General features: G+C 69.6%; 22 protein-coding genes. 11 read left to right on the top strand and 11 right to left on the bottom strand.

Features of this window, described 5'->3' with window-relative positions; translation table 11 throughout:
* The first annotated feature begins 2 nt into the window (after positions 1 to 2).
* From VM306_RS22740 to VM306_RS22725, 4 genes are read left to right on the top strand one after another with little or no spacing between them, the layout of a single operon-like run.
* Complete coding sequence (locus VM306_RS22740) at positions 3 to 1244, top strand: glycosyltransferase 87 family protein (RefSeq protein ID WP_325518382.1); 1242 nt, start codon at positions 3 to 5, stop codon at positions 1242 to 1244.
* On the top strand, positions 1241 to 2641 hold the full coding sequence (locus tag VM306_RS22735) for an oligosaccharide flippase family protein (protein WP_325518333.1): 1401 nt from the start codon (positions 1241 to 1243) through the stop codon (positions 2639 to 2641). The genes VM306_RS22740 and VM306_RS22735 overlap by 4 nt, the downstream gene beginning before the upstream one ends.
* Positions 2638 to 3696, top strand: a complete 1059-nt coding sequence (locus VM306_RS22730) for a glycosyltransferase (protein WP_325518331.1) — start codon at positions 2638 to 2640, stop codon at positions 3694 to 3696. The genes VM306_RS22735 and VM306_RS22730 overlap by 4 nt, the downstream gene beginning before the upstream one ends.
* The gene (locus VM306_RS22725) at positions 3693 to 4790 is read left to right on the top strand and encodes a glycosyltransferase family 4 protein (protein ID WP_325518329.1); all 1098 of its coding nucleotides are present in this window, start codon (positions 3693 to 3695) and stop codon (positions 4788 to 4790) included. Before VM306_RS22730 ends, VM306_RS22725 begins: the two co-directional genes overlap by 4 nt.
* Here the strand turns inward: VM306_RS22725 and VM306_RS22720 are convergent.
* Positions 4771 to 6006 carry a putative glycoside hydrolase family 15 protein gene (locus VM306_RS22720; RefSeq protein ID WP_414672435.1) on the bottom strand — a complete coding sequence of 412 codons (1236 nt, stop codon included), beginning with the start codon at positions 6004 to 6006 and terminating at the stop codon, positions 4771 to 4773. The two genes, VM306_RS22725 and VM306_RS22720, sit on opposite strands and share 20 nt — an antisense overlap.
* Positions 5985 to 7295 carry a sugar transferase gene (locus VM306_RS22715; RefSeq protein ID WP_325518325.1) on the bottom strand — a complete coding sequence of 437 codons (1311 nt, stop codon included), beginning with the start codon at positions 7293 to 7295 and terminating at the stop codon, positions 5985 to 5987. The genes VM306_RS22720 and VM306_RS22715 overlap by 22 nt, the downstream gene beginning before the upstream one ends.
* 367 nt (positions 7296 to 7662) lie before the next feature.
* Between VM306_RS22715 and VM306_RS22710 the strand changes: the two genes are divergently transcribed.
* From VM306_RS22710 to VM306_RS22690, 5 genes are all read left to right on the top strand, one after another.
* Complete coding sequence (locus VM306_RS22710; RefSeq protein ID WP_325518323.1) at positions 7663 to 8484, top strand: glycosyltransferase; 822 nt, start codon at positions 7663 to 7665, stop codon at positions 8482 to 8484.
* A complete protein-coding gene (locus VM306_RS22705; RefSeq protein ID WP_325518320.1) occupies positions 8484 to 9818 on the top strand; it encodes an NAD(P)/FAD-dependent oxidoreductase in 1335 nt (444 codons plus the stop codon). Before VM306_RS22710 ends, VM306_RS22705 begins: the two co-directional genes overlap by 1 nt.
* On the top strand, positions 9794 to 10750 hold the full coding sequence (locus VM306_RS22700; RefSeq protein ID WP_325518318.1) for a lysyl oxidase family protein: 957 nt from the start codon (positions 9794 to 9796) through the stop codon (positions 10748 to 10750). Before VM306_RS22705 ends, VM306_RS22700 begins: the two co-directional genes overlap by 25 nt.
* Before the next feature lie 336 nt (positions 10751 to 11086).
* Complete coding sequence (locus VM306_RS22695) at positions 11087 to 12223, top strand: tryptophan dimethylallyltransferase family protein (RefSeq protein WP_414672434.1); 1137 nt, start codon at positions 11087 to 11089, stop codon at positions 12221 to 12223.
* Positions 12224 to 12239: 16 nt separating this feature from the next.
* Complete coding sequence (locus VM306_RS22690) at positions 12240 to 13604, top strand: tryptophanase (protein WP_325518316.1); 1365 nt, start codon at positions 12240 to 12242, stop codon at positions 13602 to 13604.
* A gap of 49 nt (positions 13605 to 13653) precedes the next feature.
* Here the strand turns inward: VM306_RS22690 and VM306_RS22685 are convergent, their stop codons facing one another.
* From VM306_RS22685 to VM306_RS22660, 6 genes are all read right to left on the bottom strand, one after another.
* Positions 13654 to 14250 (bottom strand): ATP/GTP-binding protein, encoded by a 597-nt coding sequence (locus VM306_RS22685; RefSeq protein WP_325518314.1) that lies wholly within the window; start codon positions 14248 to 14250, stop codon positions 13654 to 13656.
* On the bottom strand, positions 14231 to 14611 hold the full coding sequence (locus VM306_RS22680; RefSeq protein WP_325518312.1) for a DUF742 domain-containing protein: 381 nt from the start codon (positions 14609 to 14611) through the stop codon (positions 14231 to 14233). The genes VM306_RS22685 and VM306_RS22680 overlap by 20 nt, the downstream gene beginning before the upstream one ends.
* Positions 14608 to 15045, bottom strand: coding sequence for a roadblock/LC7 domain-containing protein (locus VM306_RS22675; RefSeq protein WP_090048835.1), 438 nt, complete (start codon positions 15043 to 15045; stop codon positions 14608 to 14610). The genes VM306_RS22680 and VM306_RS22675 overlap by 4 nt, the downstream gene beginning before the upstream one ends.
* Positions 15046 to 15085: 40 nt before the next feature.
* Entirely contained in the window at positions 15086 to 17446 is a 2361-nt protein-coding gene (locus tag VM306_RS22670; protein ID WP_325518308.1) for a nitrate- and nitrite sensing domain-containing protein, read from the bottom strand.
* 616 nt (positions 17447 to 18062) lie between these two features.
* A complete protein-coding gene (locus VM306_RS22665; RefSeq protein WP_325518306.1) occupies positions 18063 to 18188 on the bottom strand; it encodes a hypothetical protein in 126 nt (41 codons plus the stop codon).
* A 214-nt stretch (positions 18189 to 18402) separates the two neighbouring features.
* A complete protein-coding gene (locus tag VM306_RS22660) occupies positions 18403 to 18549 on the bottom strand; it encodes a hypothetical protein (RefSeq protein ID WP_325518304.1) in 147 nt (48 codons plus the stop codon).
* A gap of 26 nt (positions 18550 to 18575) precedes the next feature.
* Between VM306_RS22660 and VM306_RS22655 the strand changes: the two genes are divergently transcribed.
* Together VM306_RS22655 and VM306_RS22650 are read left to right on the top strand one after the other, a co-directional pair.
* Positions 18576 to 19103, top strand: coding sequence for a hypothetical protein (locus tag VM306_RS22655; RefSeq protein WP_325518302.1), 528 nt, complete (start codon positions 18576 to 18578; stop codon positions 19101 to 19103).
* A gap of 33 nt (positions 19104 to 19136) precedes the next feature.
* Positions 19137 to 19253, top strand: a complete 117-nt coding sequence (locus VM306_RS22650) for a helix-turn-helix domain-containing protein (protein WP_325518300.1) — start codon at positions 19137 to 19139, stop codon at positions 19251 to 19253.
* Here the strand turns inward: VM306_RS22650 and VM306_RS22645 are convergent.
* From VM306_RS22645 to VM306_RS22635, 3 genes are all read right to left on the bottom strand, one after another.
* The gene (locus VM306_RS22645; protein WP_325518298.1) at positions 19250 to 20332 is read right to left on the bottom strand and encodes a serine hydrolase domain-containing protein; all 1083 of its coding nucleotides are present in this window, start codon (positions 20330 to 20332) and stop codon (positions 19250 to 19252) included. The genes VM306_RS22650 and VM306_RS22645 overlap by 4 nt on opposite strands.
* A gap of 94 nt (positions 20333 to 20426) precedes the next feature.
* On the bottom strand, positions 20427 to 21047 hold the full coding sequence (locus tag VM306_RS22640) for a 2OG-Fe dioxygenase family protein (RefSeq protein ID WP_325518296.1): 621 nt from the start codon (positions 21045 to 21047) through the stop codon (positions 20427 to 20429).
* Positions 21048 to 21131: 84 nt separating this feature from the next.
* A complete protein-coding gene (locus VM306_RS22635) occupies positions 21132 to 22004 on the bottom strand; it encodes a helix-turn-helix transcriptional regulator (RefSeq protein WP_325518294.1) in 873 nt (290 codons plus the stop codon).
* Positions 22005 to 22289: the final 285 nt, after the last annotated feature.

Genomic DNA, 22289 nt, shown 5'->3' with positions numbered 1-22289 from the left:
CCATGACCACCCGCTCCGGTCTCGCCAGGTCGATCCTGGCAGGGCTCGTCGCACTCGTGGGGGCCGCCGGCGCCTTCCGGGCGCTGCGGCCGTCGTGGGAGGTGCCGCTGCCGACCGAGGCGACCCTGCCGGAAGAACGCATGCAGGACTTCCGGGACGCGCTGTACTTCCCGATCCGCGAGTTCCTGGGCGGCGGCAACCCCTACGACCCCGCCGTGATGTTCGACCACTGGCCGGTGCGCCAGAACTTCAACCTCTACCAGCCCTACCACCTCGTGCTGCACCTGCCGTTCGCGCTGCCGGACTACCGGGTCGGCGCGGTGGCGTTCGCGCTGGCCTGCCTGGTGCTGCTGGTCGGTCTCGCCGTGATGGCGGCGCGGGGAGCACGGCTGCCGCTGGTCGCCGGCACGGTCGTGATCGCCACGCTGCTGGTGACGAGCCAGGTCGGCAAGGCGCAGATGTACATCGGCCAGGTCAACCCGTTGATCGCGGTCGGCGTGGCCGGCGCGTTGCTGCTGCGCGCGTCGAACCCCGGCTGGGCGTCGGCGGCGCTGGCGCTGGCGTGGCTGAAGCCGCAGTTCGGGCTGCCGCTGGCGGTGGTCCTCTTCGTGCGGGGCGACAGGGTGGTCGCGCTCAGGGGCACCGCGATCGCCGCCGTGGCGAGCCTTCCCGTGGCCGCGCTGCTCGTGGTCCGCGGTGGCGGCGTCGGCGAGTTCCTCGACGTGATCTCCCGCAACCTCGCGTGGGCCAGCCATACCGGATATGGCGCGGTCGACTCGATGGCGGCGCAACGCGTCGACCTCCCGGCGGTGTTCTTCCGCACGACCGGCTGGCTGCCTCCTGCCGCCGAACTCCTGGCGCTGTGCGGTGTTCTCGCGGCGACCGCGCTCCTCGCCCGCAAGCTCGACGGGACCGGCGACGGGTCCGCGGTCGCGGACGTCCTGACGTGCCTCGGCATCGTGGTCGCGCTGGTGCACCAGCCCGGCGACGTGCTGATCGCGGTTCCCGCCCTGGTCGCGCTGGCGGTCCTGTGCTGGAGGCGCCGCGAGGAGGGCCACTGGCGGTGGGCCGGGTGCGCCGCGCTGCTGCTCGCGGTTCCGTTCGCCCACCTGTACTTCGTCGACACGGCGGTGAGGGACCTGTTCGGCACGAGGGCGAGCGTCACGCTGGACGGCCTGGCGATCGTCGCCGCCTGGGTCGTGCTCGTCGTCTTCGCGGTGCGACACACCCGGCGCTCCGCATGACCGACGTGGCGGTGCGGGGCTCGCTCTGGCTCTTCGCGGTCAACCTCGTGAGCAAGAGCAGCCAGATCGTCGTGACCCTGGCGCTCGCGGTGTTCCTGACCGAGGCCGACCTGGGCGCGGTCGCCCTCGTCGTCTCCGTGGTCAACATCGGCCAGGTCGTGCAGGCCATGGGCGTCTACGACATCGTCAGCCGCACCGAGCGGGACCCGCTCCGGCTCGCCGGCACGGTCCTCACCCTGAGCGTCGGCGCCGGAGCCGTCCTCGCCGCCGCGGTGATCATCGCGGCGCACCCGATCGCCCGCGCGCTCGGCGCGCCCGAGGCCGCCGGGATGCTGCGGCTCGCGGCGCTCACCCTGCCGTTCACCGCGGCGGGCGGCGTCCAGATGGCGTTGATGCACCGCGAACTCGACTTCCGGCGCCGCATGTTGCCCGACGCGGGCGGCATGCTCCTCGGAGCCGCGGTCACCGTGACGCTGGCAGTGCGCGGAACCGGCCCCACGGCGTTGGTGATCGGCCTGCTCTGCACGGCGATCGCGCAACCGGTCCTCGCGGCCGTCGCGGGAGCACGCATCCGTCCGGGCTGGGACCGCGACAGCGCGGCGGAGGCGGTGCGGTGGACGGCGGTGGTCGGGCCCGGCGCCCTCATCGCCGTGATGCTGATCAACATCGACTACCTCGCGATCGGGCACGTGCTCGGCCAGGAGGCGGTCGGCGGCTACTCGCTCGCGTTCCGGATCGCCTGGGTGCCGTACATCATGGTCGCGGTCGTCCTGGGCGGTGTGCTGTTCCCCACCTGCGCCGACCTCGTCCGAAGTGGACGGAGGCGTGAGCTCCCGGCGACGCTGCACCGGTTCACCGTCGCGACGCTGGTGGTGACCGGCGGCCTGTACGTCGTCGTGGCGCTGTCCGCGGACGGGATCGTCGTGCTGGGCGAGCAGTGGGCGGACGCGGCCAGGACCCTGGTCCTGCTCTGCGGCTACGGCTTCGGGCTGAGCCTGCTGCACGTCTGGTACCAGGGGATCAGGGCCGCCGGACACGCCCGGCAGTACCTCGCCCTCGAAGCCGCCCACCTCGCCGCACTGCTGACGGCGCTGGTCTTCACGACGAAGCACGGCCCCGAAGCGGTCGCCCTCACCCAGGTGGCCGTGGTGTGGCTGCTGGTCCCGGTGACCTGGCTGGTGCTGGCCCGCAACGGCCTCGCGCTCCCCCGGTTCGCCCGGCCCGTGACGACGGTGGTCGCGGGCGGGCTCGTCAGCCTCGCGGTGCACAGCGCCCTCCCTGCGAGCACCACGATCACGGGCCTCGTCGTCACCGGGCTCGTGCTGACCGCCGCCTACTGCGCCGTCGTCCTGCCGCTGAACCGGACCGTCCTCATCGGACTGGAGGGGCGCGGGTGAAAGTCGTCCACGTGACGCAGCCGGTCGAGGCCGGGGTCGCGGTCGTGGTGCTCGCCCTGGCACGGGCCCAGCGGGAACGCGGCTGGGACGCCCGCATCGCCTGCCCACCGGGCTGGCTCACCGAGCAGGCGCGCCGGGCCGGCATCCCGGTCCACCCGTGGCACGCCACGCGCTCCCCCGGCCCCCGCACCGCGCTGGAACTCGCCGCACTCCGCAAGACGCTCGCCACGATCAGCCCCGACCTGGTGCACCTGCACAGCTCCAAGGCCGGACTCGCCCGGCTCGTCCTGCGCGGCCGCACCCCGACGCTGTTCCAGCCCCACCTCTGGTCGTTCCGCATCGCCGAAGGCCTGCTGGGCCGCGTCTGCAGGCTCTGGGAGGCGAAGGCCTCCCGCTGGACCGACCTGCTCGTGTGCGTCAGCGACGACGAGCTCGAAGCCGGTCGCGAAGCGGGGGTGACCGCACCGGCCGAGGTCGTCTGCAACGGCGTCGACACGCGCCACCTGGTCCCGCGCTCCAGGGAGAACGACATCCCGACCGCGGTCTGCGTCGGACGCCTGGCCCACCAGAAGGGCCAGGACCTGCTCCTCGCCGCCTGGCCCCTGGTGCTGCGCCGCGTGCCGGACGCCCGGCTCCTGCTGGTCGGCGACGGCCCGATGGCCGAGACCCTCCGAGCCGAGGACCACCCCGGCGTCCACTGGCACGGTCACAGCGACACCCCGGCCGACTTCTACGCACAAGCCGATGTCGTGGTCCTGCCGTCACGGGCCGAGGGCATGGCATTGGTTCCGCTGGAAGCCATGGCCTGCGGACGGCCCGTGGTCGCGTTCGACGTCGAAGGCGTGCGGCAGAGCCTCGGCGACGCGGGTGAAGTGGTGCCGCCCCAGGACACGACCGCACTGGCGCAAGCGATTGCGCTCCGGCTCGCGGACCCGGAGCTCGCGGCCGCCGAGGGCAAGCGCGGCAGGATCCGCGCCGAGGCGCTGTTCGACCGCGACCGCATGACCTCCCAGATCACGACCCTCACCGAGAAGCTGGTGGAAGGACGACGATGACACGGATCGCCTACCTGCTCACACAGGACAGCGGTGGCCCGGTGGACGTCACCGTGCGCCTGGCCGCCGCCCTGGCCAAGACCGACCACGCCGAGGTGCGCGTCTTCGGTCCGCGACCGCGGCGGGGGGCCGAGCTGGTCGACCCGTTCTTCGAGGAGATCCTCGTCCCGCGCAAGGGGGACGTGCGCGCCGCACGACTGGCCCGCGCCGCGCTCAGGGCGTGGCGGCCGGACGTCGTGCACGCCCAGGACCGGCGGTCGGGGCTGGTGAGCGCGGGCCTCGCGACCACCGGCACCAAGATCGTGCACACCTACCACGGCGTGCCCGACGACGTGGACGAGCCGTGGTTCCGCGGTGTGCGTGGCGCGACCCCGCCTCCGGCGTACACGCGGGCGGTGCTGGCCGCCGACGCCGCCGTCGCCCGTGTCGTGCACCGGACGGTCGTGCCCGCCAGGGAGATGGGGCGGTTCCTGCGAGACAGGCTGTACGTGCCGCCGCACCGCATGACCCACATCGACAACTGCGTCGAGGTCGGCGCCACGGACCCGCCGGCCGGACCCGTCCGCCGCCTGATCTTCGTGGGCCTGCTCGTGGAGCGCAAAGGTCTGCTCACCCTGCTGGACGCGCTGGAGACCACGATGCCGCCGGACGCGACCCTCACGGTCGTCGGCGACGGTCCGCAGAGGATTCAGGCGGAGGGCAGGGTCACGAGGAGGGGCCTCGGCCACCGCGTGCGGTTCCTCGGGTTCCGGTCGGACGTGCCCGAGCTGATGCTGGAGCACGACGCGCTCGTGCTGCCGTCCACAATGGAACAGCAGCCGCTCGTGGTCGCGGAGGCCATGGCCGCGGGCAAGCCCGTGGTCGCGACGGACACCGGCGGAGTGGCGGACATGCTGGGCGTCTCCGGCGACGACTGCCCGCGGCCCGGCGACGTGACCGCGCTCGCCGCGCGGCTGCAGGACCTCTTCGCCGATCCCGACCCCGGCGCCACGGGCGCCAGGCTGGCGGCACGCGCACGGGAGCGGTTCACCGCCGAGGTCTGCGCGCGGCGCCACCTCGACCTCTACCTCGAACTCACCACTTCGGAGCGTTGACCAGCACGACGGCGTCCGCGGGCGGCAGGTCCAGCTGAGCAGGGACCTGCTCGCCCTTCAGCGTCTGCAGGCCCACCGGCGGCGTGAGCAGAGCCGAGGTCTTCGTCGGGTTCACGGCCACCCAGCCGTTGCTGTAGCGGCGGTTCCATATGCCGTTGGCCAGGCGGGTGGCCGGCTCGACCGCCTCGCCGAGCCGTGCGTCCTGGTACAGCGACCAGTACGGGCTCTTGTAGTCGGGCCTGGCCCTCGTCCAGCACGTGTGCGGGCTCGCGAGCAGCGCGGCGGACGCGTACCCGACGCGTTCCTCCTGGTCGGACTTCGTGTGCGTGACCAGGAGCAACCAGGACTCGCCGAGCGCGGCCTGGGCCCGCTGCTCCTTGAACTGGTTGCCCTGGAACGTGATCAGCTCGCCCGTGCCGTCGTCGCCGCGCAGGCCGAAGTTCTCCTCCATCGCACCCGCGTACCGCGAGTGCGCCGCCCACCGGCCCGGTGTCAGCTGGGACTCCGAGACGTTGGGGACCAGCATCTTCCCGGACTTCTCCAGGGCGTTCCCGACGAGTTCGAGCATGCCGTCGAGGCCGTCGCGCAGCAACCGGTCCGTCGCCGCGGTGTCGGCGGTGCCGGCGACCACCGCCGACGAGTAGTACTTGAGCGAGCTGAAGTCGTTGTCCGCCAGCACGCCGTCCCAGCCCTCGCGGAGCACCTCGCCGACGACCGCGTCCGCCCAGGCCTTCTGGTAGGCCGGGTCCCACACCGCCATCTGCCAGTGCAGCGGGTAGCCGCCCCACTCGATGCGCTGCCCGCTCGTGCTGGTCGCGAACCACTCCGGGTGGCCCTTCTCGGCCGCGAAGTACCCGACGCCGGTGGGCAGGTACCGGGCGTCGCGCTTGCCCTCGACCGCTCCCGGGTAGTTGCGCGCGCTGGAGAAGTCCTTGTACACCAGGACCTTCACCTCGGGGTTGAGCTCGTGGAGCCTGCGCATGTGCGCCGTCTCCCACGCGTTCAGCACCACCACGTCGTAGTGCTTGGCGGCGGACTTGATCTCCCAGGCGGTCGGCGAGTCGCCGATGGCGTACCACCAGGCGCACGGCGCCAGCGGCCTCGGCGCCGGTCCCGTGACGACGGGCTCGGTGGCGAGGCTGATCGTGCACGCGCTCGAAAGGAGCGCGAGAGCGACAACGGCGAATCGACGTATCAGCGATTTCTCCGACAACACAACTCACCCGCAGTCATCAGTAGAATCCTCAGGTCGAGCCACAACGACCAATTCGCGATGTAGTAGTTGTCGTATCGAGACCTGTCGGCGATCGAGGTGTCACCTCGCAGCCCGTGCACCTGAGCGAGCCCCGTCAGGCCGGTCGGAACGCGATGGCGAGCCCAATATAGCTCGTGAATGGCGGAGAACTCGCGAACGAAACCCGGTCGTTCCGGACGTGGCCCGACAATGCACATGTCGCCGCGCAGGACGTTCCACAACTGGGGCAGTTCGTCGAGCGACGTGCGGCGCAGGAACCGGCCGACGGGACCGACCCGCGAGTCGCCCACCACCGACCACTTCACCTGCGAGTCGTCCTCCCCGGACTGCCGGACGCTGCGGATCTTGTAGAGGACGAACGTGCGGTCGTCCATGCCGACGCGGACCTGACGGAAGAACAGCGGCCGGCCGCTCTCGACCAGCACGGCGAGCGCGCACAGGCCGATGACCGGCGACAGCACGACCAGCGCGAAGGCCGCGAGCAGCAGGTCGGCGGCGCGCTTGACCCACCAGGTGGGCCTGCTGGTCGGCGAGGTGCCCAGGCGCATCAGCGGGTAGCTGCGCAGCCGTTCGACGCCGGGGCCGTCCGGGTGGAGCTCGTACATCCGGGGCACGACGAGCGTCGAGCAGCCCATCCGGTGGGCGGTGATGGCGGCGTCCACCAGCGGTGACTCGCGGGTGTGCGAGAAGGCGACCACGACGGTGCCCGCGCGCAGCCGCACGATCGCGTCGGCCAGGTCTCCGTCGACGATCTCCAGCGCCGGCGGCTGGCGGTCGGGGTCGGGGCCGGAGTCGGCGAACGCGACGGGCCGCAGGCCGAACTCGGGGTGCTCGAGCATGGTGTTCGCGAGGTTCACGCCGAGCGGGCCCGCGCCGACGACGATCGTGCGGTCGCAGCGGTCGAACCGCTTGCGGCACCACCGGCCGAACCAGAACACGCACCACCTGACCGGCTCGATGACCAGCGCGAACATGATCATCGCCCACTGCGCGGCCGCGAGGCCGGCCGCCGGGGCGCCGACGACCAGGCCGATGACGGTGAGCAGCGCGAACGCCAGCGCCGTGCTCGCCGCGGACCGCGGCAGGTCCTGCAGCCACGACAGCCACAGCCGCCTGCGGTAGAGCCGCCACGCTCCCCTGATCGTGAGCACCGCGGCCGCCACCGCCGCGCTCCAGAGCCGGCCGGCGCCGCCGTCCAGGCACACCGCCACGAGCGTCGCGCAGTCGACGACGACCAGCAGGACGGCCACGGCGTTCACCCGGCTGAGCAGGTCCTGGCGACGCTGGGACGTGTGAACGGCGCGCCGCGGCGGTCGTCTGGGACCAGCCTCCGGTGACGGGAGTGGTGCGGCCGGAACGGCAACCGCCGAGAATCGCCTCATGAAGATCATCCGATCGAATGAGATTTGACCGCGCGCTTGCGCGAAAGAGTGAGTGCGCTGGAAAAAATCATCTCTTCGGGTGTCAATATTCCCTCTTCAGTGTCCCGCTGACCGCAATTGGTGAGTTTTCAGCGCGCCGACTGCGTGAACGCGCCCAGGGCCGCCTCAAAAGCTTTAGCACGTCGTGTCAATAATTCACCTCACCAACCGCGAGCCACCGAAGAGGGGGCATTGAGTGAGAGTCGACGAACACGGCACCCGGCATTCAGCCGAGAGCGCCACGCTCGCGCAGGACCCGGTCCGCACCAGCGGCGACGTGCACCTCGTCCTCCCCGCCTACAACGAGGCGACCGCGCTGCCCCGGTTGCTGCGGCGCGTCGCCGGCGTCGGGATCGCCGGGCGGATCACCGTCTGGGTGGTCGACGACGGGTCGTCGGACGGCACGGCCGACTGCGTGGCCGACGTGCGGGGCCTCGACGTCCGGCTGGTGCGCCACCCGGTCAACCTCGGGCTCGGCCAGGCCGTCCAGTCGGGACTGCGGGCGGCGCTGGCGGTGGCCGAGCCGGACCACGTCGTGGTCGTCATGGACGCCGACGACACGCACGACCCCGGCGTGATCCCCCAGCTGCTGCAGGAGATCGTGGCCGGAGCGGACATCGTGATCTGCTCGCGCTTCGTCGAGGGCGGCGACGACTCGACGGCGCCGCGCTTCCGCCGGCTGCTCTCCCGCGGCGCCGCCGTCGTGCTCGGCAGGGCGCTGAAGGTCGACGGCGTGCAGGACTTCACCAGCGGGTTCCGCGCCTACCGGGCGAGCCTGCTGCACCGCGCCACCGCGCACTGGGGCGAGCGGCTCGTCGAGGAGCGCGGGTTCGCGTGCATGGTGGAGCTGCTCATGAAGCTGCGCCACTGCGGCCCCGTCGTCAGCGAGATCCCGCTGAAGCTGCGCTACGACCGCAAGCCCGGCGCCAGCAAGCTCAAGCTCGGCAGGACGCTGCGCCAGTACCTGCTGCTGCTCACGCGTGACCGGCTCACGCCCGTCCCGTTCAAGAAGCTCTGATGCCCGAGCGCGTCGTCGTGATCGGCGGGGGCATCTGCGGCCTCGCCACCGCGCACCGGCTCGTCCGCGCGGGACTGCCCGTGACGCTGCTCGAGGCGAGCGACCAGCTGGGCGGCCTCGGGACGTTCTTCTCCTCGCACGACCAGTGGGTCGAACGCTTCTACCACTGCGTGATGCCGACCGACTCGGCTCTGCTCGCGCTGCTGGACGAGGTGGGGCTGAAGGAGAGCGTCGGCTGGCGGCCCACCAGGATGGGCATGGTCGTCGACGGCGTCCACCGGTCGTTCAACTCCGCCATGGACCTCCTGGGGTTCACGCCGCTGAGCCTCGTGGACCGGATCCGGTTCGGCGTGGTCTCCCTGCTGCTGCGCCGGCTCGGTCAGGGCAGGGACCTCGACCTGGTGCGCACCGAGGACTGGTTGCGCGGCCTGTACGGCGACAGGATCTGGAGCCTGCTGCTCGCGCCGATGTTCGGCGCCAAGTTCGGCTCGGCCTTCGGCGACGTGCCCGCCCTGTACGTGTGGCAGCGGCTCGGGCGGGAGAGCAACGAGGCCGTCCGCGGCTATCCCTCCGGCGGGTACAAGAGCGTGATCGACGCCCTGCGCGCGTCCATCGAGGCGGGCGGCGGCGAGGTCCGCACGTCGGCTCCCGTGCGGCGGCTGGAGGCCACACCGGACCGCGTGGCCGTCACGCTGGACGGTGGCGAGGTGCTCGAGGCGGGCCGCGCGGTCTCCACCGTGCCGCTGCCGACGCTGAGGAGCATCGCGGACGACGAGCTGGCGAGCAGGCTGCCCGACGTGCGGCTGCCGTACCAGGGCGTGGTCAACACGCTGTTCTTCCTCCGCAAGCCGTTGTCCGGGCACTACTGGGCGCCGGTGCTGCGCTCGGGCACTGACTTCGACGGCGTGATCGAGATGACCCCGCTGGCCGGCTCCGAGCGGTACGGCGACCGGCACCTCGTGTACGTCATGCGCTACACCGACCGCGAGTCCGCGCTGTACCGCGAGGACGAGAGCAGCATCGCGCGGCGGTGGACCGAGCAGCTGCTGAGCATCCACACAGGACTGACGGCGGACGACGTCGACGAGGTCCGCGTCTTCAAGGCGCCGTTCGTCGAACCCGTGTACCCGCTCGGCTACCTGACCCAGCGGCCCTCCGTCGAGGTGCCCGGCACCCCGTTGCTGCTCGCCACCACGGCCCACGTCTACCCGAACGTCACGAGCTGGAACTCGAGCGTCGAGCTCTCCCGCGCCGTGACCGACCTCCTCCTGCGCGACGCCAGGAGATCCCCGATCCAGGAGAACACCGCATGGTCAGCAGAATCGGCGCGGTGATCGCGGCGCTGACGATCACCGCGAGCACCCTCGTCTCGTCCCAGCAGGTCCAGGCCGACCCCGCGCCGCTGCTGCCCGACCTCAGGCAGGCGCCCATCGGGTGCCCCGGCGGGTTCGCGGGCGATCCCAGCACGTGCCGCGACTGGGACGTGTGCCTGGTGCGCGACGCGTCGGAACCGCGGGGCAGGTGCATGCACAACGGCGGACGGGCAGGCGCGGTCCGGCTCCGGTTCACCACCGCGGTCGACAACGTCGGCGACGGCCCGTTGTTGCTGCACGCGCACCGCGCCACCAAGAGCGTGGAGACCATGAAGGTGCGTCAGGCGATCCAGTCCGGTGTGGACGGATCGATCGCCCGCACCTACGAGGAGGCCCGGCGGACGACCCGTTCCAGCGCCTACTACGAACCCGCGCCGACGCACGAGCACTGGCACCTGCTGCACTTCGAGTACTTCCAGCTGCGCACCCCCGGCGGCGACGTGGTCGTGACCGACCGCAAGAACGGCTTCTGCATCGGTGACCGCTACCGGGTCCCCGACGACCTCCCCCACCGGCCCGCCGGCGACGGCACGCCGGCCGGGCAGCTCGCCCGGCACCTGGACGGCCACATGTGCGGGCACCACGACCCGTCCGCTGTGGACACGATGTTCGGGATCTCCGTGGGCTCCGGCGACGACTACCGCAAGGAGGTCGACTTCCAGTGGCTCGACCTCACCCGCGTGCGGTCCGGTGTGTACGACGTCGTCAACGTCGCGAACTCCGACCGCGCGCTGCTGGAGAAGAGCTACGACAACAACGCGTCGTCGATCGCGATCTCGGTGCAGTGGCCTGACGGCGCGACGACCCCGCCGTCCCGGATCGACACCGCGCCACAGGTGCGGCTGATTCGCAGTTGTCCCGGCCGGGACCGGTGTGCGGAGACGCTGAACTGAGCGGTACCGGAAGCTGGCACATATCGGGGTACATCTGTCAACTCAGATGTACCCCGTTTCATTTGCACCGGGACAAACGGGCGCCATTCGGGCCGCACTCCACTCACCCCATTCACAGCACGATCCTCACTCACCGAAACCGAAAGTGATCACGCATAGCACACGTGCATGCAATGACACAATTGCACCCTCGGACAGTGCGGAGTGGGCCTGTCAATAGGCCAAGCAGTGCAACGTTGATCACAGGGAAGAGTGTCACTCGCAACCCCCTTGGACCTTGACCTGCCCATGTGGTGGCTTGAGAGAATTCACCTCACATTCCACCCCGTACGGATTGTGAACCCCACCCGATTCCCCGGCGATCAGGAGTGCCCCATCTTGAGCGCGCCAGTCGTCTCATTACGCGATTTCGCCCTCGGCCAGCTCCACAACCTGCTGCGTGCCGTCGGATTAACCAAGTCCGCGGAAAGCGCGACGAAACTGCTGGCAGAGGCATTGGGTCCCGGATCCGGGCTGCCACTCTCCGCGGTTCCCCATTGGCCTTCCCAGGTCGCCGACGACCACACGCCCGTTGAATTCTCGGTGGCTTTGGCCCAAAACGAACCGCCGGCCGTCCGCATGATCGTCGAGTCGCTCGCGGAACGTCCGGACAACCGGGCGAACCTCGCCGCCGCGCTCGCCGCGCTCGACCGGTTCAGCGCGGAGCACGCGCTGCAGCTCGGCCGGTTCGACCTGGTGCGCGACCTGTTCCTGCCCCCGGACCCGCAGGGGGCGTTCGCGTTCTGGTACTCGCTGATCGTCGGTCCCGGCGCGGCACCCGCGATCAAGGTCTACCTCAACCCCGACGTGCGCGGTCGTGAGAGCGCGACCGCACTCGTCCGGGAGGCGCTGGACCGGCTCGGTCTCAGCGCGGCCTACCCGTCCGTCGCCGAGCACGCGCTGCGGCGCGAGGGCCTGGACCGGTTCTCCTTCTTCGCCCTCGACCTCATGGACGCCGACCGGGCGCGCGTGAAGACCTACGTGTCCCACGACGACGCCGTGGTGGCGGACGTGGTCAGGGCCGCCTCCGCCGCCCCCGACGTCGATCCGGATCTGCTGGCGGACGTCGTCGAGCTCGCCTGCGGCACCACCGGCCCGTTCACCCGGCGGCCGCTGATGTCGAGCTACACCTTCATGTCCGGCGACATCGACACACCGAGCGGCTACTCGCTCTACATCCCCGTGCGGGACTACGTGCAGGACGACCTGGAGGCGTGCGAACGCGTCCTGGCGGTGATGACCCGGTGCGGGCTCGACACGAAGCCCTTCGTGCTGGCGCTGGCGAGCATCGTCCGCCGGCCGCTGGGCGAGGGTGTCGGGCTGATCGCCCACGTGTCACTGCGGCTCGGCAGGCCCCGGCCGGGGGTCACGGTCTACCTGTCCTCGGAGGCGTACGACGTGACGCCTCCGCGCACCACCGCTCTAGCTGTATGAGAAAGGCAACGTTGTCGTGGAGCCGTACCGCATCAAGGTCGTCGAGCCCATTCCCATCACCACGCGCGAGTACCGGGAACGCGTGTACGCCGCCGGTGGCTACAACCAGTTCAACCTCACCGCCGACGACGTGACGATCGACCTGCTCAGCGACTCCGGGACGGGTGCGTTATCCGCCGAGCAGCAGGCGGCGGGCATGCGCGGCGACGAGACCTACGCCGGCGCCCGCTCGTGGTTCCGCTTCCGCGACGTGGCGGAGGACCTGACCGGCTACCCGCACATCTTCCCCGTGCACCAGGGCCGCGCCGCGGAGCGCATCCTGTTCACCGCCCTGCTCAAGCCCGGCCAGATCTCGGTCAGCAACACGCACTTCGACACCACCCGCGCGAACCTGGAGATCGTCGGCGCCGTGGCCCGCGACCTCCCGACGCCCGCCGCGGCGGACCTCGACAGCGAGGCGCCGTTCAAGGGCGACATCGACCTCGTCGCCCTGGAGGAGACCCTGGCCGGGCCCGAGGACGTCGGCATGGTGCTCATCACGATCACCAACAACGGCGGCGGCGGACAGCCGGTGTCGATGGCGAACCTCGAAGCGGTGAGCGCGTTGTGCCGCAAGCACGGCGTGCCGTTCATCCTCGACGCCGCCCGGTTCGCGGAGAACGCGTGGCTCGTGACCCAGCGCGAGGAGAAGTACCGCCACCACAGTCCACGTGATGTGGCGAAGCTGGCGTTCGCACTGGCCGACGGGTGCGTGCTCAGCCTGAAGAAGGACGGCATCGTCCACATGGGAGGGATGCTCGCCCTCAACGACGCGGATCTGGCCAAGCAGTGCGAACTGCTGCTCATCGCCACCGAGGGCTTCCGCACCTACGGCGGGCTCTCCGGCCGCGATCTCGACATGTGCGCCCAGGGCCTGATGGAGGTCACCGACCCGCTGTACCTGCGGGAGCGGGCGGAGTCCACCGCCTACCTCGCCGAATGCGCACGACAGGCGGGCGTGGACAGCATCCGGCCCGCGGGCCTGCACGCCGTGTACCTCAACGCCGCCCGGTTCCTGCCGCACATCCCGTCAAGCCGCTTCACCGGTCACGCACTCGCCTCGGAGCTGTACCTGGCGGGGGGAATCCGGTGCGCCGAACTGGGATCGCTGTACCTCGGCGAGGTCGACGAGACCGGCGAGCTGGTCAAGCCGGCGCCGTTCGAGCTGGTGCGCCTGGCGATCCCGCGCCGCGTCTACACCCGCAGCCACCTGGAGTACGTGGGGGAGACGCTCGCGAAGATCGCCGAGAACCCCGAGCGGGTTCCCGGCTACCGGCTGGTCGAGGCACCGGTCATGCTGCGGCCGTTCCGGTGCAGGCTCGAACAGGTTCGCGAGGCCTGAGACACCGCGAGGCCGGTAGCCCTGGGGGCCCGGCCTCGCCCTGTCCTGCCTAGCCGGCCATCGCGTCGAGCCGGTTCATCGCGTGCTCGATCACGCGGGCCAGCACGGCCTTGCACGACTCGCGGTCGCGGGCGTCGCAGAGCACCAGCGGCACGGTGTCCGCGACGTCGAGCGCTTGGCGCATCTCGTCCGCCGTGTAGCTGTGGCTGCCCTGGAAGCAGTTCACGGCCACCACGAACGGGATGCCCCTGCGCTCGAAGAAGTCGATGGCGCCGAAGCCCGCGTCGAGCCTGCGGGTGTCGACCAGCACGACCGCGCCGATCGAGCCGACGGACAGCTCGTCCCACATGAACCAGAAGCGGTCCTGGCCCGGCGTGCCGAACAGGTACAGCACGAGCTCCGGGTTGATCGTGATGCGCCCGAAGTCCAGTGCGACCGTGGTCGTGTTCTTGCCCTCGACGCCGGCGAGGTCGTCGATCTCCTCGCCGGCCTCGGTGAGCAGCTCCTCGGTCCGCAGCGGGGTGATCTCGCTGACCGCGCCGACCATCGTGGTCTTGCCGACGCCGAAACCGCCGGCGACGACGATCTTGACCGACGAGGGGACGAGCAGTTCCTCGCGCCGCCCCTCAGATTGCACGGACACCATCGAGCACCTTCTGGAGTAGGTTCAGGTCCATCGGGACCGCGGTCCGCGACGGGTCACGCGTGATGACGTCACCGCGCTGGATGAGGTCGCTCAGCAACACCTTCACGACGACCAGCGGCGCGTTCAGGTAGGCCGCGACCTCCGCGACTGAAAGCGGTTTCCGGCACAGCTTGATGATCTCGAGGTGCTCCACGAGCAGCGAGCCCTGGTCCGAGGTCGTGCGGAGAGCCCTGACCTGGGTCGTGAGCGTCAGTTCGTCGCCTGCCGGCTTGGGTCTGGTGCGACCGCTCGTCATCGCGTAGGGGCGGACCAGTGGGCCCGCCGCCTCGTCGTACCACCAGTCCGCCGAGTGCTGGCTCATGACAGGCCGAGCGCGTTGGGGAGCCTCGGTGACGCGGCTGTCCTCGGCGCGGAGGACAGGTAGCTGCCCACCCGCTTCACCAGCATGTTCATCTCGTAGGCGATCATGCCCATGTCCGCGTCCTCGTCCCCGACCACCGCGAGGCAGGCACCCTGGCCCGCCGCGGTGACGAAGAGGTGAGCGCGCTCCATCTCCACGATGGTCTGCCGGACCTGTCCGCCGCCGAAGTGCCGTCCGGTGCCCCTGGCGAGGCTCTGGAACGCCGACGCCATCGCCGAGAGGTGATCGGAGTCGTCCTTGGACAGTTCAGGAGATCGGGCGAGCAGCAGGCCGTCCGCGGACAGAACCACGGCGTGGCGTGCGCCGATCACTCTGGAGACGAGGTCGTCCAGCAGCCAGTTGAGCTCGGGGTGCCCGCCGGTCTTGTCGTCCACTGAAGTAGCCCTTTCGGTGTTCAGTCGTCCCACGTTCAAATCACGGTTCCACGACGTCGTCCGCCTGGCGGGCGTTGCGCGTGCCCCGCTGGAAGGCCGACATGCCGTCGCGAGTTCGTTCCGCCCGTTCCTCCGCGTTGAACTCCGCGAGGTCGGGCATCGGCCGGACCTCGTCGTTGGCCAGCTGGGGAACGAGGTGCTGCTGCCGCCTCCTGCGCGGCAGCTCGGGCCTGGTGTCCTTACGCGTCTCGACGCCTTCCGCCTGGTCGTCTGCGGGCCACGCCGCTGCCTGGTGGCCTTCGTCCTGCGGCAGCTCGAGACGACCGCTGATCTCCGGCTCGCGCGGCTGAACCGCGCCGTGGCCTTTTCCCACACCCGCGCCTGCCCAGAACTCGTCCAGGGCGAAGGTCTCCGTCGGCCTGGACGAGTCCTCCTGCACCAGGTCGCCCTGCAGCGTCGGGTGCGAGGCCTGCTGCAGCGTCTGCTGGCGGAACGTCGGCTTGGGCATCTGCGTCGACTCCGCCGGGTCCACGGCACCGACCTCGCCGACGATCAGGTCGGACGGGATGAGCACGAGGGCGATCGTCCCGCCGGACGGGCAGTCGCGCAGCTCGACGTGGACGCCGCGGCGGGCGGCCAGCCGTGCGACGACGAACAGGCCCAGGCGGGACTCGCCGCGCAGCCTCATCGCCTCGAAGTCCGGCGGGGCGGCCAGCATCTCGTTGTGCTGCTCGCGGTCCTCCGGCTTGATGCCGAGACCGTGGTCCTCGATCTCGATCACGAGGCCCTGCGGCACCTCGCTGCTGTGCACCTCGACCTGCGAGCGCGGCGAGGAGAACGAGGTCGCGTTGTCGACGAGCTCGGCGATCAGGTGGATCGCGTCCGCGACGGCGGCACCGACCAGCGCCACCTCGGGCACCGGGTTCACCTTGACGCGGGCGTACTGCTCGGTCTCCGCGACGGCCGCGCGCACCACGTCGAGCATGCGGACGGGCTTGCGCCACTGCCGTCCCGGCTGCTCACCGGTCAGGATGATCAGGTTCTCGGCGTTGCGCCGCGCGCGGGTGGCGAGGTGGTCGAGCTGGAAGAACGCGTCGAGGTGGTCGGGGTTCTCCTCCTCGCGCTCCAGCTTGTCGAGGATCTTGAGCTGGCGGTGCACGAGACCCTGGTTGCGGCGGGCGATGTCGAGGAAGACCCGGTTCACGCCCTCACGCGTCTGGCTCTCCTTCACGGCCGCGGCGACCGCGGTGTACTGCGCGGCGTTGAACGCGTCGGCCACCTGGCCGATCTCGTCGTTGCCGTAGTCGAGCGCGGGGACCTCGGTCGCCACGTCGACGTGCTTGCCCTCGCGCAGCCGCTCGACGATGTTCGGCAGCCGCTCGTGGGCGAGCTTGAGCGAGTCGCTCTTCAGGTTGGTGAGCCGGACGATCAACGCCTTGTTGACCAACCGGCTGGAGATGCGCACGGCGAGGAAGATTCCGATGATCACCGCGACGAGGGCGATCAGGCTGCCGATCAGCACCTGGGTGAACTTGTTCTCGCCGTTGGTCATGGCGATGTTGACGGCGCCGGTCGACTGCTCCTGCACCATCGTGGTCAACTCCGCCGACACCGCGCGGCTCGCCGACTCCCAGTCGGCCAGGGTGACGGAGTTGCCGATCGGCCGTTCCGCGTTCTGCAGCAGGCGGTTCTCGAGGTTCACGAGCTGCTGCCACTGCGCGCTGCCGACGAGCTGCTTGTAGTGCTCGCGCACGTTCGGCAGGGAGTAGGGCTCGATGGAGGAGAGGTACGACCGGTAGCCACCGACGAGGGTGACGAACTCGCGGTGCTCCTCCGGCGTGAACCTGCCCGTCGCCAGCGCGCCGGCGGCGATCGAGCTGGAGCGCGACATCGAGTCGGTGGCCAGGAAGTACTGGGAACCGACGAGCGCGCTCTGCACCGTCTCGGCGTCCGGCACGATGCGGGCCTGCGTGCTGAACAGCACGGCACCGGCGTCGAGGACGCTGTTGTAGTACCGGTAGATCTCCGGCTTGAGCGCCGTGCCCGACTCGAGCCGCTCGCGCTGCTCAGGCAGCTGGTCGAGCAGCGCGTTGAGCTTGTTGATCCCGTCGACGACCTCCTGCGGCGCCTGGGACGCGAGCTCGGTGAACGCCGTCTTCATCGTCGCGACGTCCGCGTCGGTCTCCTGCTGCTGCTTCACCAGCGCGGCGGTCCCGGAGCCCGGCTTGCTGAGGCTCGTCATGCTCAGCTCGCGTTCCTTCTGCACCGAGGCGAGCGACTGCACGGCCGGGATGGAGGCGTCCCGCACGCCGGCGGCGACCAGCTGGAGGTACAGCCCCTCGAACACCGTGTACGACGAGAACAGCGCCCACATCACCAACAGGACGATGCTGGGAACCACCACGACACCAGTGAGCCGAGAACGAATTGTCTTGTAATTCGTGTCCGGCACGTTCTTCAGCTTCACAACGCTCCACGACCACCCGAATTGGCGACGGAAAGATAGCACCGCTCGATGAGCATGATCAACAGCGATGATCTTGAGGGGGTGTGAGCAGAGTACTCAGTCAGATGCTCTGTGCAACACCCCCGTTCCCGAGTTGAGTCCTGTGCGAGTGGACAGGACGGCGCTTTCCCAGGTAGATGCGCGTGAGCGGTGTTTATCGAAGTGAACACCAGAAACGTAGCAACTATTGCACCGAGCCCGTGACACGGGCGTGCGAAGTCGTCCGAGCAGGACGGAGTGCGACCGGGCGTTGCTTTCCGTCACCGGCAGTTTGCTAAAGACGCCGGTCTCTCGACTGCTCAGAGCGAACGTGATAAAGCGGCCATTCCTCAAAGGTGATCATCACCACGGCGGCTGCGGAACCGGTCGCGACGATCATGAGGAGCGTCCGTGGAATGTTCTATCACAACTTCCTCTCCCCTCCCCCACGGCACCGCCGGAACGCGCTGACGAGGGCCGATCCGACCGTGGACCGGCCATCGCGGGAACTGCTCGAGCGGCTTGCGCCACGTCAGGGCGTGAGGATCGCGTGCCCCCGCACCCGGCCGTTGTCCAGGTCGTCGAGGGCGCCCTGGAACCACTCCAGCGGGTACTTCCGCGTGTGGAGCGCCACCTTCCCCTGAGCCGTCGGCACCATCAGCTCGCAAAGGTTGTTGCAGGACCCCACGAGATTGTCGATGAGGTTGATCCCGGCCGCGAATCAATGACGGTTTCCGCACCGTGACCACCGGTTGGATCGAGAACGGATGAAACGTGCGAACCGTCCGCGATGACGACGTGGTCGGCGTCGATCGAGGAAGCGAGCTCCACGGCATCGGGATTGCGGTCGACCACGACGACCTCGGCCGCCGTCAGGGCCTGCCCCCGATGTGCCCGAGGCCGCCGACGCCGATCAGCACGCACCGGTCCCCCGGCCGCATCCGCCGCGCCGCCTTGGCCGCCGCGTGGCAGGCTGTGAGCCCGGCGTCACTGGTGCGCGCCGACGAGCACTGCTGCACCGGCCTGCGGGTACACGTGTGCGGCGGTGCCCGTGCTCGACCCGGTGTCCGGCGCGCTGGCGGGCAGCGTGAACCTCACGACCTGGTCCGAGCAGTCGTCGGACCTGCTGCTGGCGCCGGCCCAGGCCGCGGCGGGCACCACCGCGGCGTTGATGCCGGCCAGGGCGACGGGCCGCAAGGCGCGCCCGCCCCCGCGCGGCGAGGTGTTCCGCGTCTGCGCGGACAGGACCGAACCGCCCCGGTTGTCGGCGGCGTGGACCACGGCGGCCGAGGTCATGCGCCAGGACCGCGTGGTCGCCGTCGTGGGTGGGCCGGGAGTGGGCAAGACGGCGCTGGCGACCCTCGCCCGCCGCACGGTCCACCCCCGCGAACGCCTGCTCACCGCCCGCACCCCCGCCCCGGACGAGGTCGGCGGCTGGCTGCGGCCGTGGACCCCGGATTTCGGTAAGGACGACACCTGCGTGGTCGTCTCGAACGTCGGCGCGCTGCCGGCGTGGGCGGCCTCGGCGCTGGCACCGAGACTCACCGGCTTCGCGCTGGCGGCCACCGGCTGAGCAGGGCGCAGGCCCCTGGAACGCGACGAGATCGTGCGCTGCCTGACCGCGCCGGGTGCCACGATCGCCAAGGCGTCCGCCGAACTGGGCATCGGCCGCGCGACGATCTACCGCAAGATGGCGCAGTACGGCATCAAGCTGCGCGATTAGCTCGTGGCGGCGTTGGCGATCCGCAACGTCATCTGCTGCTGCGCGGTGTCACGAGCCGTGGGCGTGAACGAGTAGGCGATGCGCCGCTGCTGGTCCCGAGTGGAGAACAACCCCGCGTTGTAGCCGTACTGCTCCCCCGTCTTGCCCCACACCGTGACACCGTTGAGGGTGAACGTCTGCAGCCCGACCCCGTACGCCGCAGGCCGACCGTCCACCATGGACACGTCCGGCACGGTGAACATCTTCTCCAGCAGGGTTTCCGGCACCAGCTCGCCACCGAACAACGCCTTGGCGAACGTCGTGAGGTCACCGGTCGTGGAGACCATGTCACCCTCGCCGTAGGACCTGGACGTGTTGATGTCGCTGACGTCGACCAGCCCCTGCCCCGGCACGTCGAGGTACCCGTGCACGTGCGCCCCGCGGATCGCGGTCTCGTTGCGACCCGGCACGTAGGTCCTGCCGAGGCCGAGCGGCCACACGATCCGCTTCTCGACCTCCCGGCCGTAGTCGTGGCCGGTGACCTTCTCGACCAGCATCGCGGCGAGCACGTAGTTGATCCCGCGGTACTCCTGCATCGTGCCGGGCGTGAACTTGGCCTTGGTGTCCGGAATGTGTTCCGCGCGCTCTCCCGGCGCCCACCGGTCGTACCGGTGCTCGAGGACCTTCTCCGGTGTGCTCAGGTCCGGCATGTCCACCTCGGACGGAATGCCGCTGGTGTGGTTGAGCAACTGCTCCGTGGTCACCGGCTCGAGGTTCGGTGGGAGCACGCCAGGGAGGTAGTGCTGGACCGGCTCGTCGAGGTCGATCTTGCGTTCGGCGGCCAGCTGCAGCACCACCGTCGCCACGAACACCTTGGTGACGCTGCCGATCCGGAACCTGTCGTCCGGGCGGATCTGTCGTTGCGACTGGTCCGCGGTGCCTGCCGTGCCGTACCACCTGCCGGCCGTCCCCGAGACGCGCAGCTGTGCCGACGTGGCCGCGGGGTGGTCCAGGTCGGAGATGGCCGCCTGGAGGGCTTGGGGGTTCAGCGGGGGTAAGGGGGTCACGGCGACCACAGCCGCGATCAGGAGGGATCTCATGATCGCTACGGTGCCGTGGCCGCGGGGGCGTGGCCATCAGGTCAGCCCCCACGTGCGGGGTGGGGCCGGCCCCAGTGAGCCGGCCCCGAACCCTCTATGCCAATGGATATGTGCCGGGGTAGTTCACCGTGCAGACCAGGGCGTCTCGGCGGGGTTCGCCGTCTTTCGCCTCGAGCTCGGTCACGCTGTGCAGGAAGTCGGAATCCTTGAAGATGATGAGGTCGCCCGGTTCGAGCGTGCCCTGGTAGACGACGCCGCCGGAAGCGTCGTGCAGCCTGGTTTCGCCGCCTTCGCACTGCTTGTCGACGACGTAGACGATGATGAACTGCTCGCCGTCGCGATGCGGGCGGGTCACGACCTTGGAGCGCGTGCGGAAGAGGTTGACACCGAAGGTTCCCCGGGCCTGCTGCTCCCGCTCCGGCACGACGGAGAGAATCGCCTTCACCCATTCGACGAAGTGCTCGTCACCCGCGAGGTCGGTGCGAACGAACTCGCGGCGGCCGGCGTGTTCACCACGCCCCTCGATCCCGATGTCATCGTGACCGCAGACGGCGATTTGTCCATCCGACCGGTCGTAACGCAGCACATCGCGCGCACGAAGCCTGTCAGCCGGCACGTCGTTCGGATAGCTGCGGAGGTGCTCATCGGTGAAGTAGCTGTGGTGGAACTTCTCGCGAAACGCCTCGACCATGCCGAGCTCGCGGTCGTTCGTCAAGACGAAACCTTTGACCGAAAGCTCCTGGCGTACCCCGGTGTGCGATTGAGTCATGCGGACATTCATCGTTGTGTCGGGTAGGGGTCACCCCACGAAGGCCGCATCCCTCACGGATTCGATCAGTTGCCGCGTCTCATCGGGACTGAGAGAGCTCTGCATCAGCTCGTCGTGGTGTGCACGGTAGTTGGCAACCTGTTCGGCCGTCTCTATCGAGCCGAAGCTCGCGTGCGTTTCGACATGGACCACATCACCCTCGGAGTCGTCGAACTCGAAGTAGGCCCACATGCACGTGCTGGTGAACGGTGGAGTGCTCGCGAAAGGTAAAACCCTGAGCTCTACGTTCGACAAAGTTGACCGCTCGATCAGGTGATCGAGCTGCTCGCGCATGATCGCCGAGCTGCCCACCATCTGCCGGATGCTCGACTCATGGGTCACCGCCACGAGTTTCAGCCGGGCCATGCCATCGCGGTGCTCCAATGCGAGACGCCGCTTGTGCCGCACCTCGAGAAGCCTCTGAAACTCCTCGACCGTGTGCCAAGGCTCCATCCGCTCGTACAAGGCTCGCGTGTACGCAGGGACCTGCAACAGAACCGGAAGCACAGGAATCGTGTACACCCGGATCACAGCCGCTTCAGCCTCCATCGCGACGTGGAGATCGAGACCACCTTTGATCGCGGGCAGATAGCTGTGCCACCATTCCTTCTTGCTCGCCGCCCTCGTCCAGCGCAAGAACTGTTCGGCTTTCACCGAACCTTCGATACCGAAATGTCGGATGAAATCACGCACGTCCCGAGCAGTCGGGTTGCCCTGGGCATTTTCCAGTCTGGACAGCTTCGACTTCGAGATCATCAGAAGGTCGGCAAGTTCCTCCAGCGTCAACCCAGCCTCTTCCCGCAGTCTCCGGAGCTCCGCTCCGAGCAGCTTGCGCGGTCTGACTGGTCCTTGGACCGACGTCATGATCCCGTCCTCCCCGAGGTCTGTCCCAGGTCCCAAGTTGGGAATCCCAGGATGCACTGGGGAATTGCGGGGCGCGAGACCTACCACTCAAACTGAGCGTGCGAGCCAGGCACGCGAACGGCGCGGCCGAGCTGCGATCCCAGCGGGGGGATGGCATGGACGGCCCACCTCTTACACCACCCCGAAGTCGGGTGATCTTCGCGATCGACATCGAAGACTCCACCACGAGGACCAACGCCGCCAAGGGCAACCTGAGGCGGGTGATGTACGAGCTGTTCGACCAGT

It is taken from the genome of Lentzea sp., from assembly GCF_035525475.1.
GTDB lineage: Bacteria > Actinomycetota > Actinomycetes > Mycobacteriales > Pseudonocardiaceae > Lentzea.
This window is presented reverse-complemented; position numbering and strand designations above follow the sequence as displayed.

Bases quoted from the DNA above. Each gene is read 5' to 3' on its own strand.
- VM306_RS22740 (WP_325518382.1), top strand. From the start codon at position 3: ATGACCACCCGCTCCGGTCTCGCCAGGTCGATCCTGGCAGGGCTCGTC.
- VM306_RS22735 (WP_325518333.1), top strand. From the start codon at position 1,241: ATGACCGACGTGGCGGTGCGGGGCTCGCTCTGGCTCTTCGCGGTCAAC.
- VM306_RS22725 (WP_325518329.1), top strand. From the start codon at position 3,693: ATGACACGGATCGCCTACCTGCTCACACAGGACAGCGGTGGCCCGGTG.
- VM306_RS22705 (WP_325518320.1), top strand. From the start codon at position 8,484: ATGCCCGAGCGCGTCGTCGTGATCGGCGGGGGCATCTGCGGCCTCGCC.
- VM306_RS22700 (WP_325518318.1), top strand. From the start codon at position 9,794: ATGGTCAGCAGAATCGGCGCGGTGATCGCGGCGCTGACGATCACCGCG.
- VM306_RS22685 (WP_325518314.1), bottom strand. From the start codon at position 14,250: ATGGTGTCCGTGCAATCTGAGGGGCGGCGCGAGGAACTGCTCGTCCCC.
- VM306_RS22680 (WP_325518312.1), bottom strand. From the start codon at position 14,611: ATGAGCCAGCACTCGGCGGACTGGTGGTACGACGAGGCGGCGGGCCCA.
- VM306_RS22665 (WP_325518306.1), bottom strand. From the start codon at position 18,188: ATGGTGCCGACGGCTCAGGGGAAGGTGGCGCTCCACACGCGGAAGTAC.
- VM306_RS22645 (WP_325518298.1), bottom strand. From the start codon at position 20,332: ATGAGATCCCTCCTGATCGCGGCTGTGGTCGCCGTGACCCCCTTACCC.
- VM306_RS22635 (WP_325518294.1), bottom strand. From the start codon at position 22,004: ATGACGTCGGTCCAAGGACCAGTCAGACCGCGCAAGCTGCTCGGAGCG.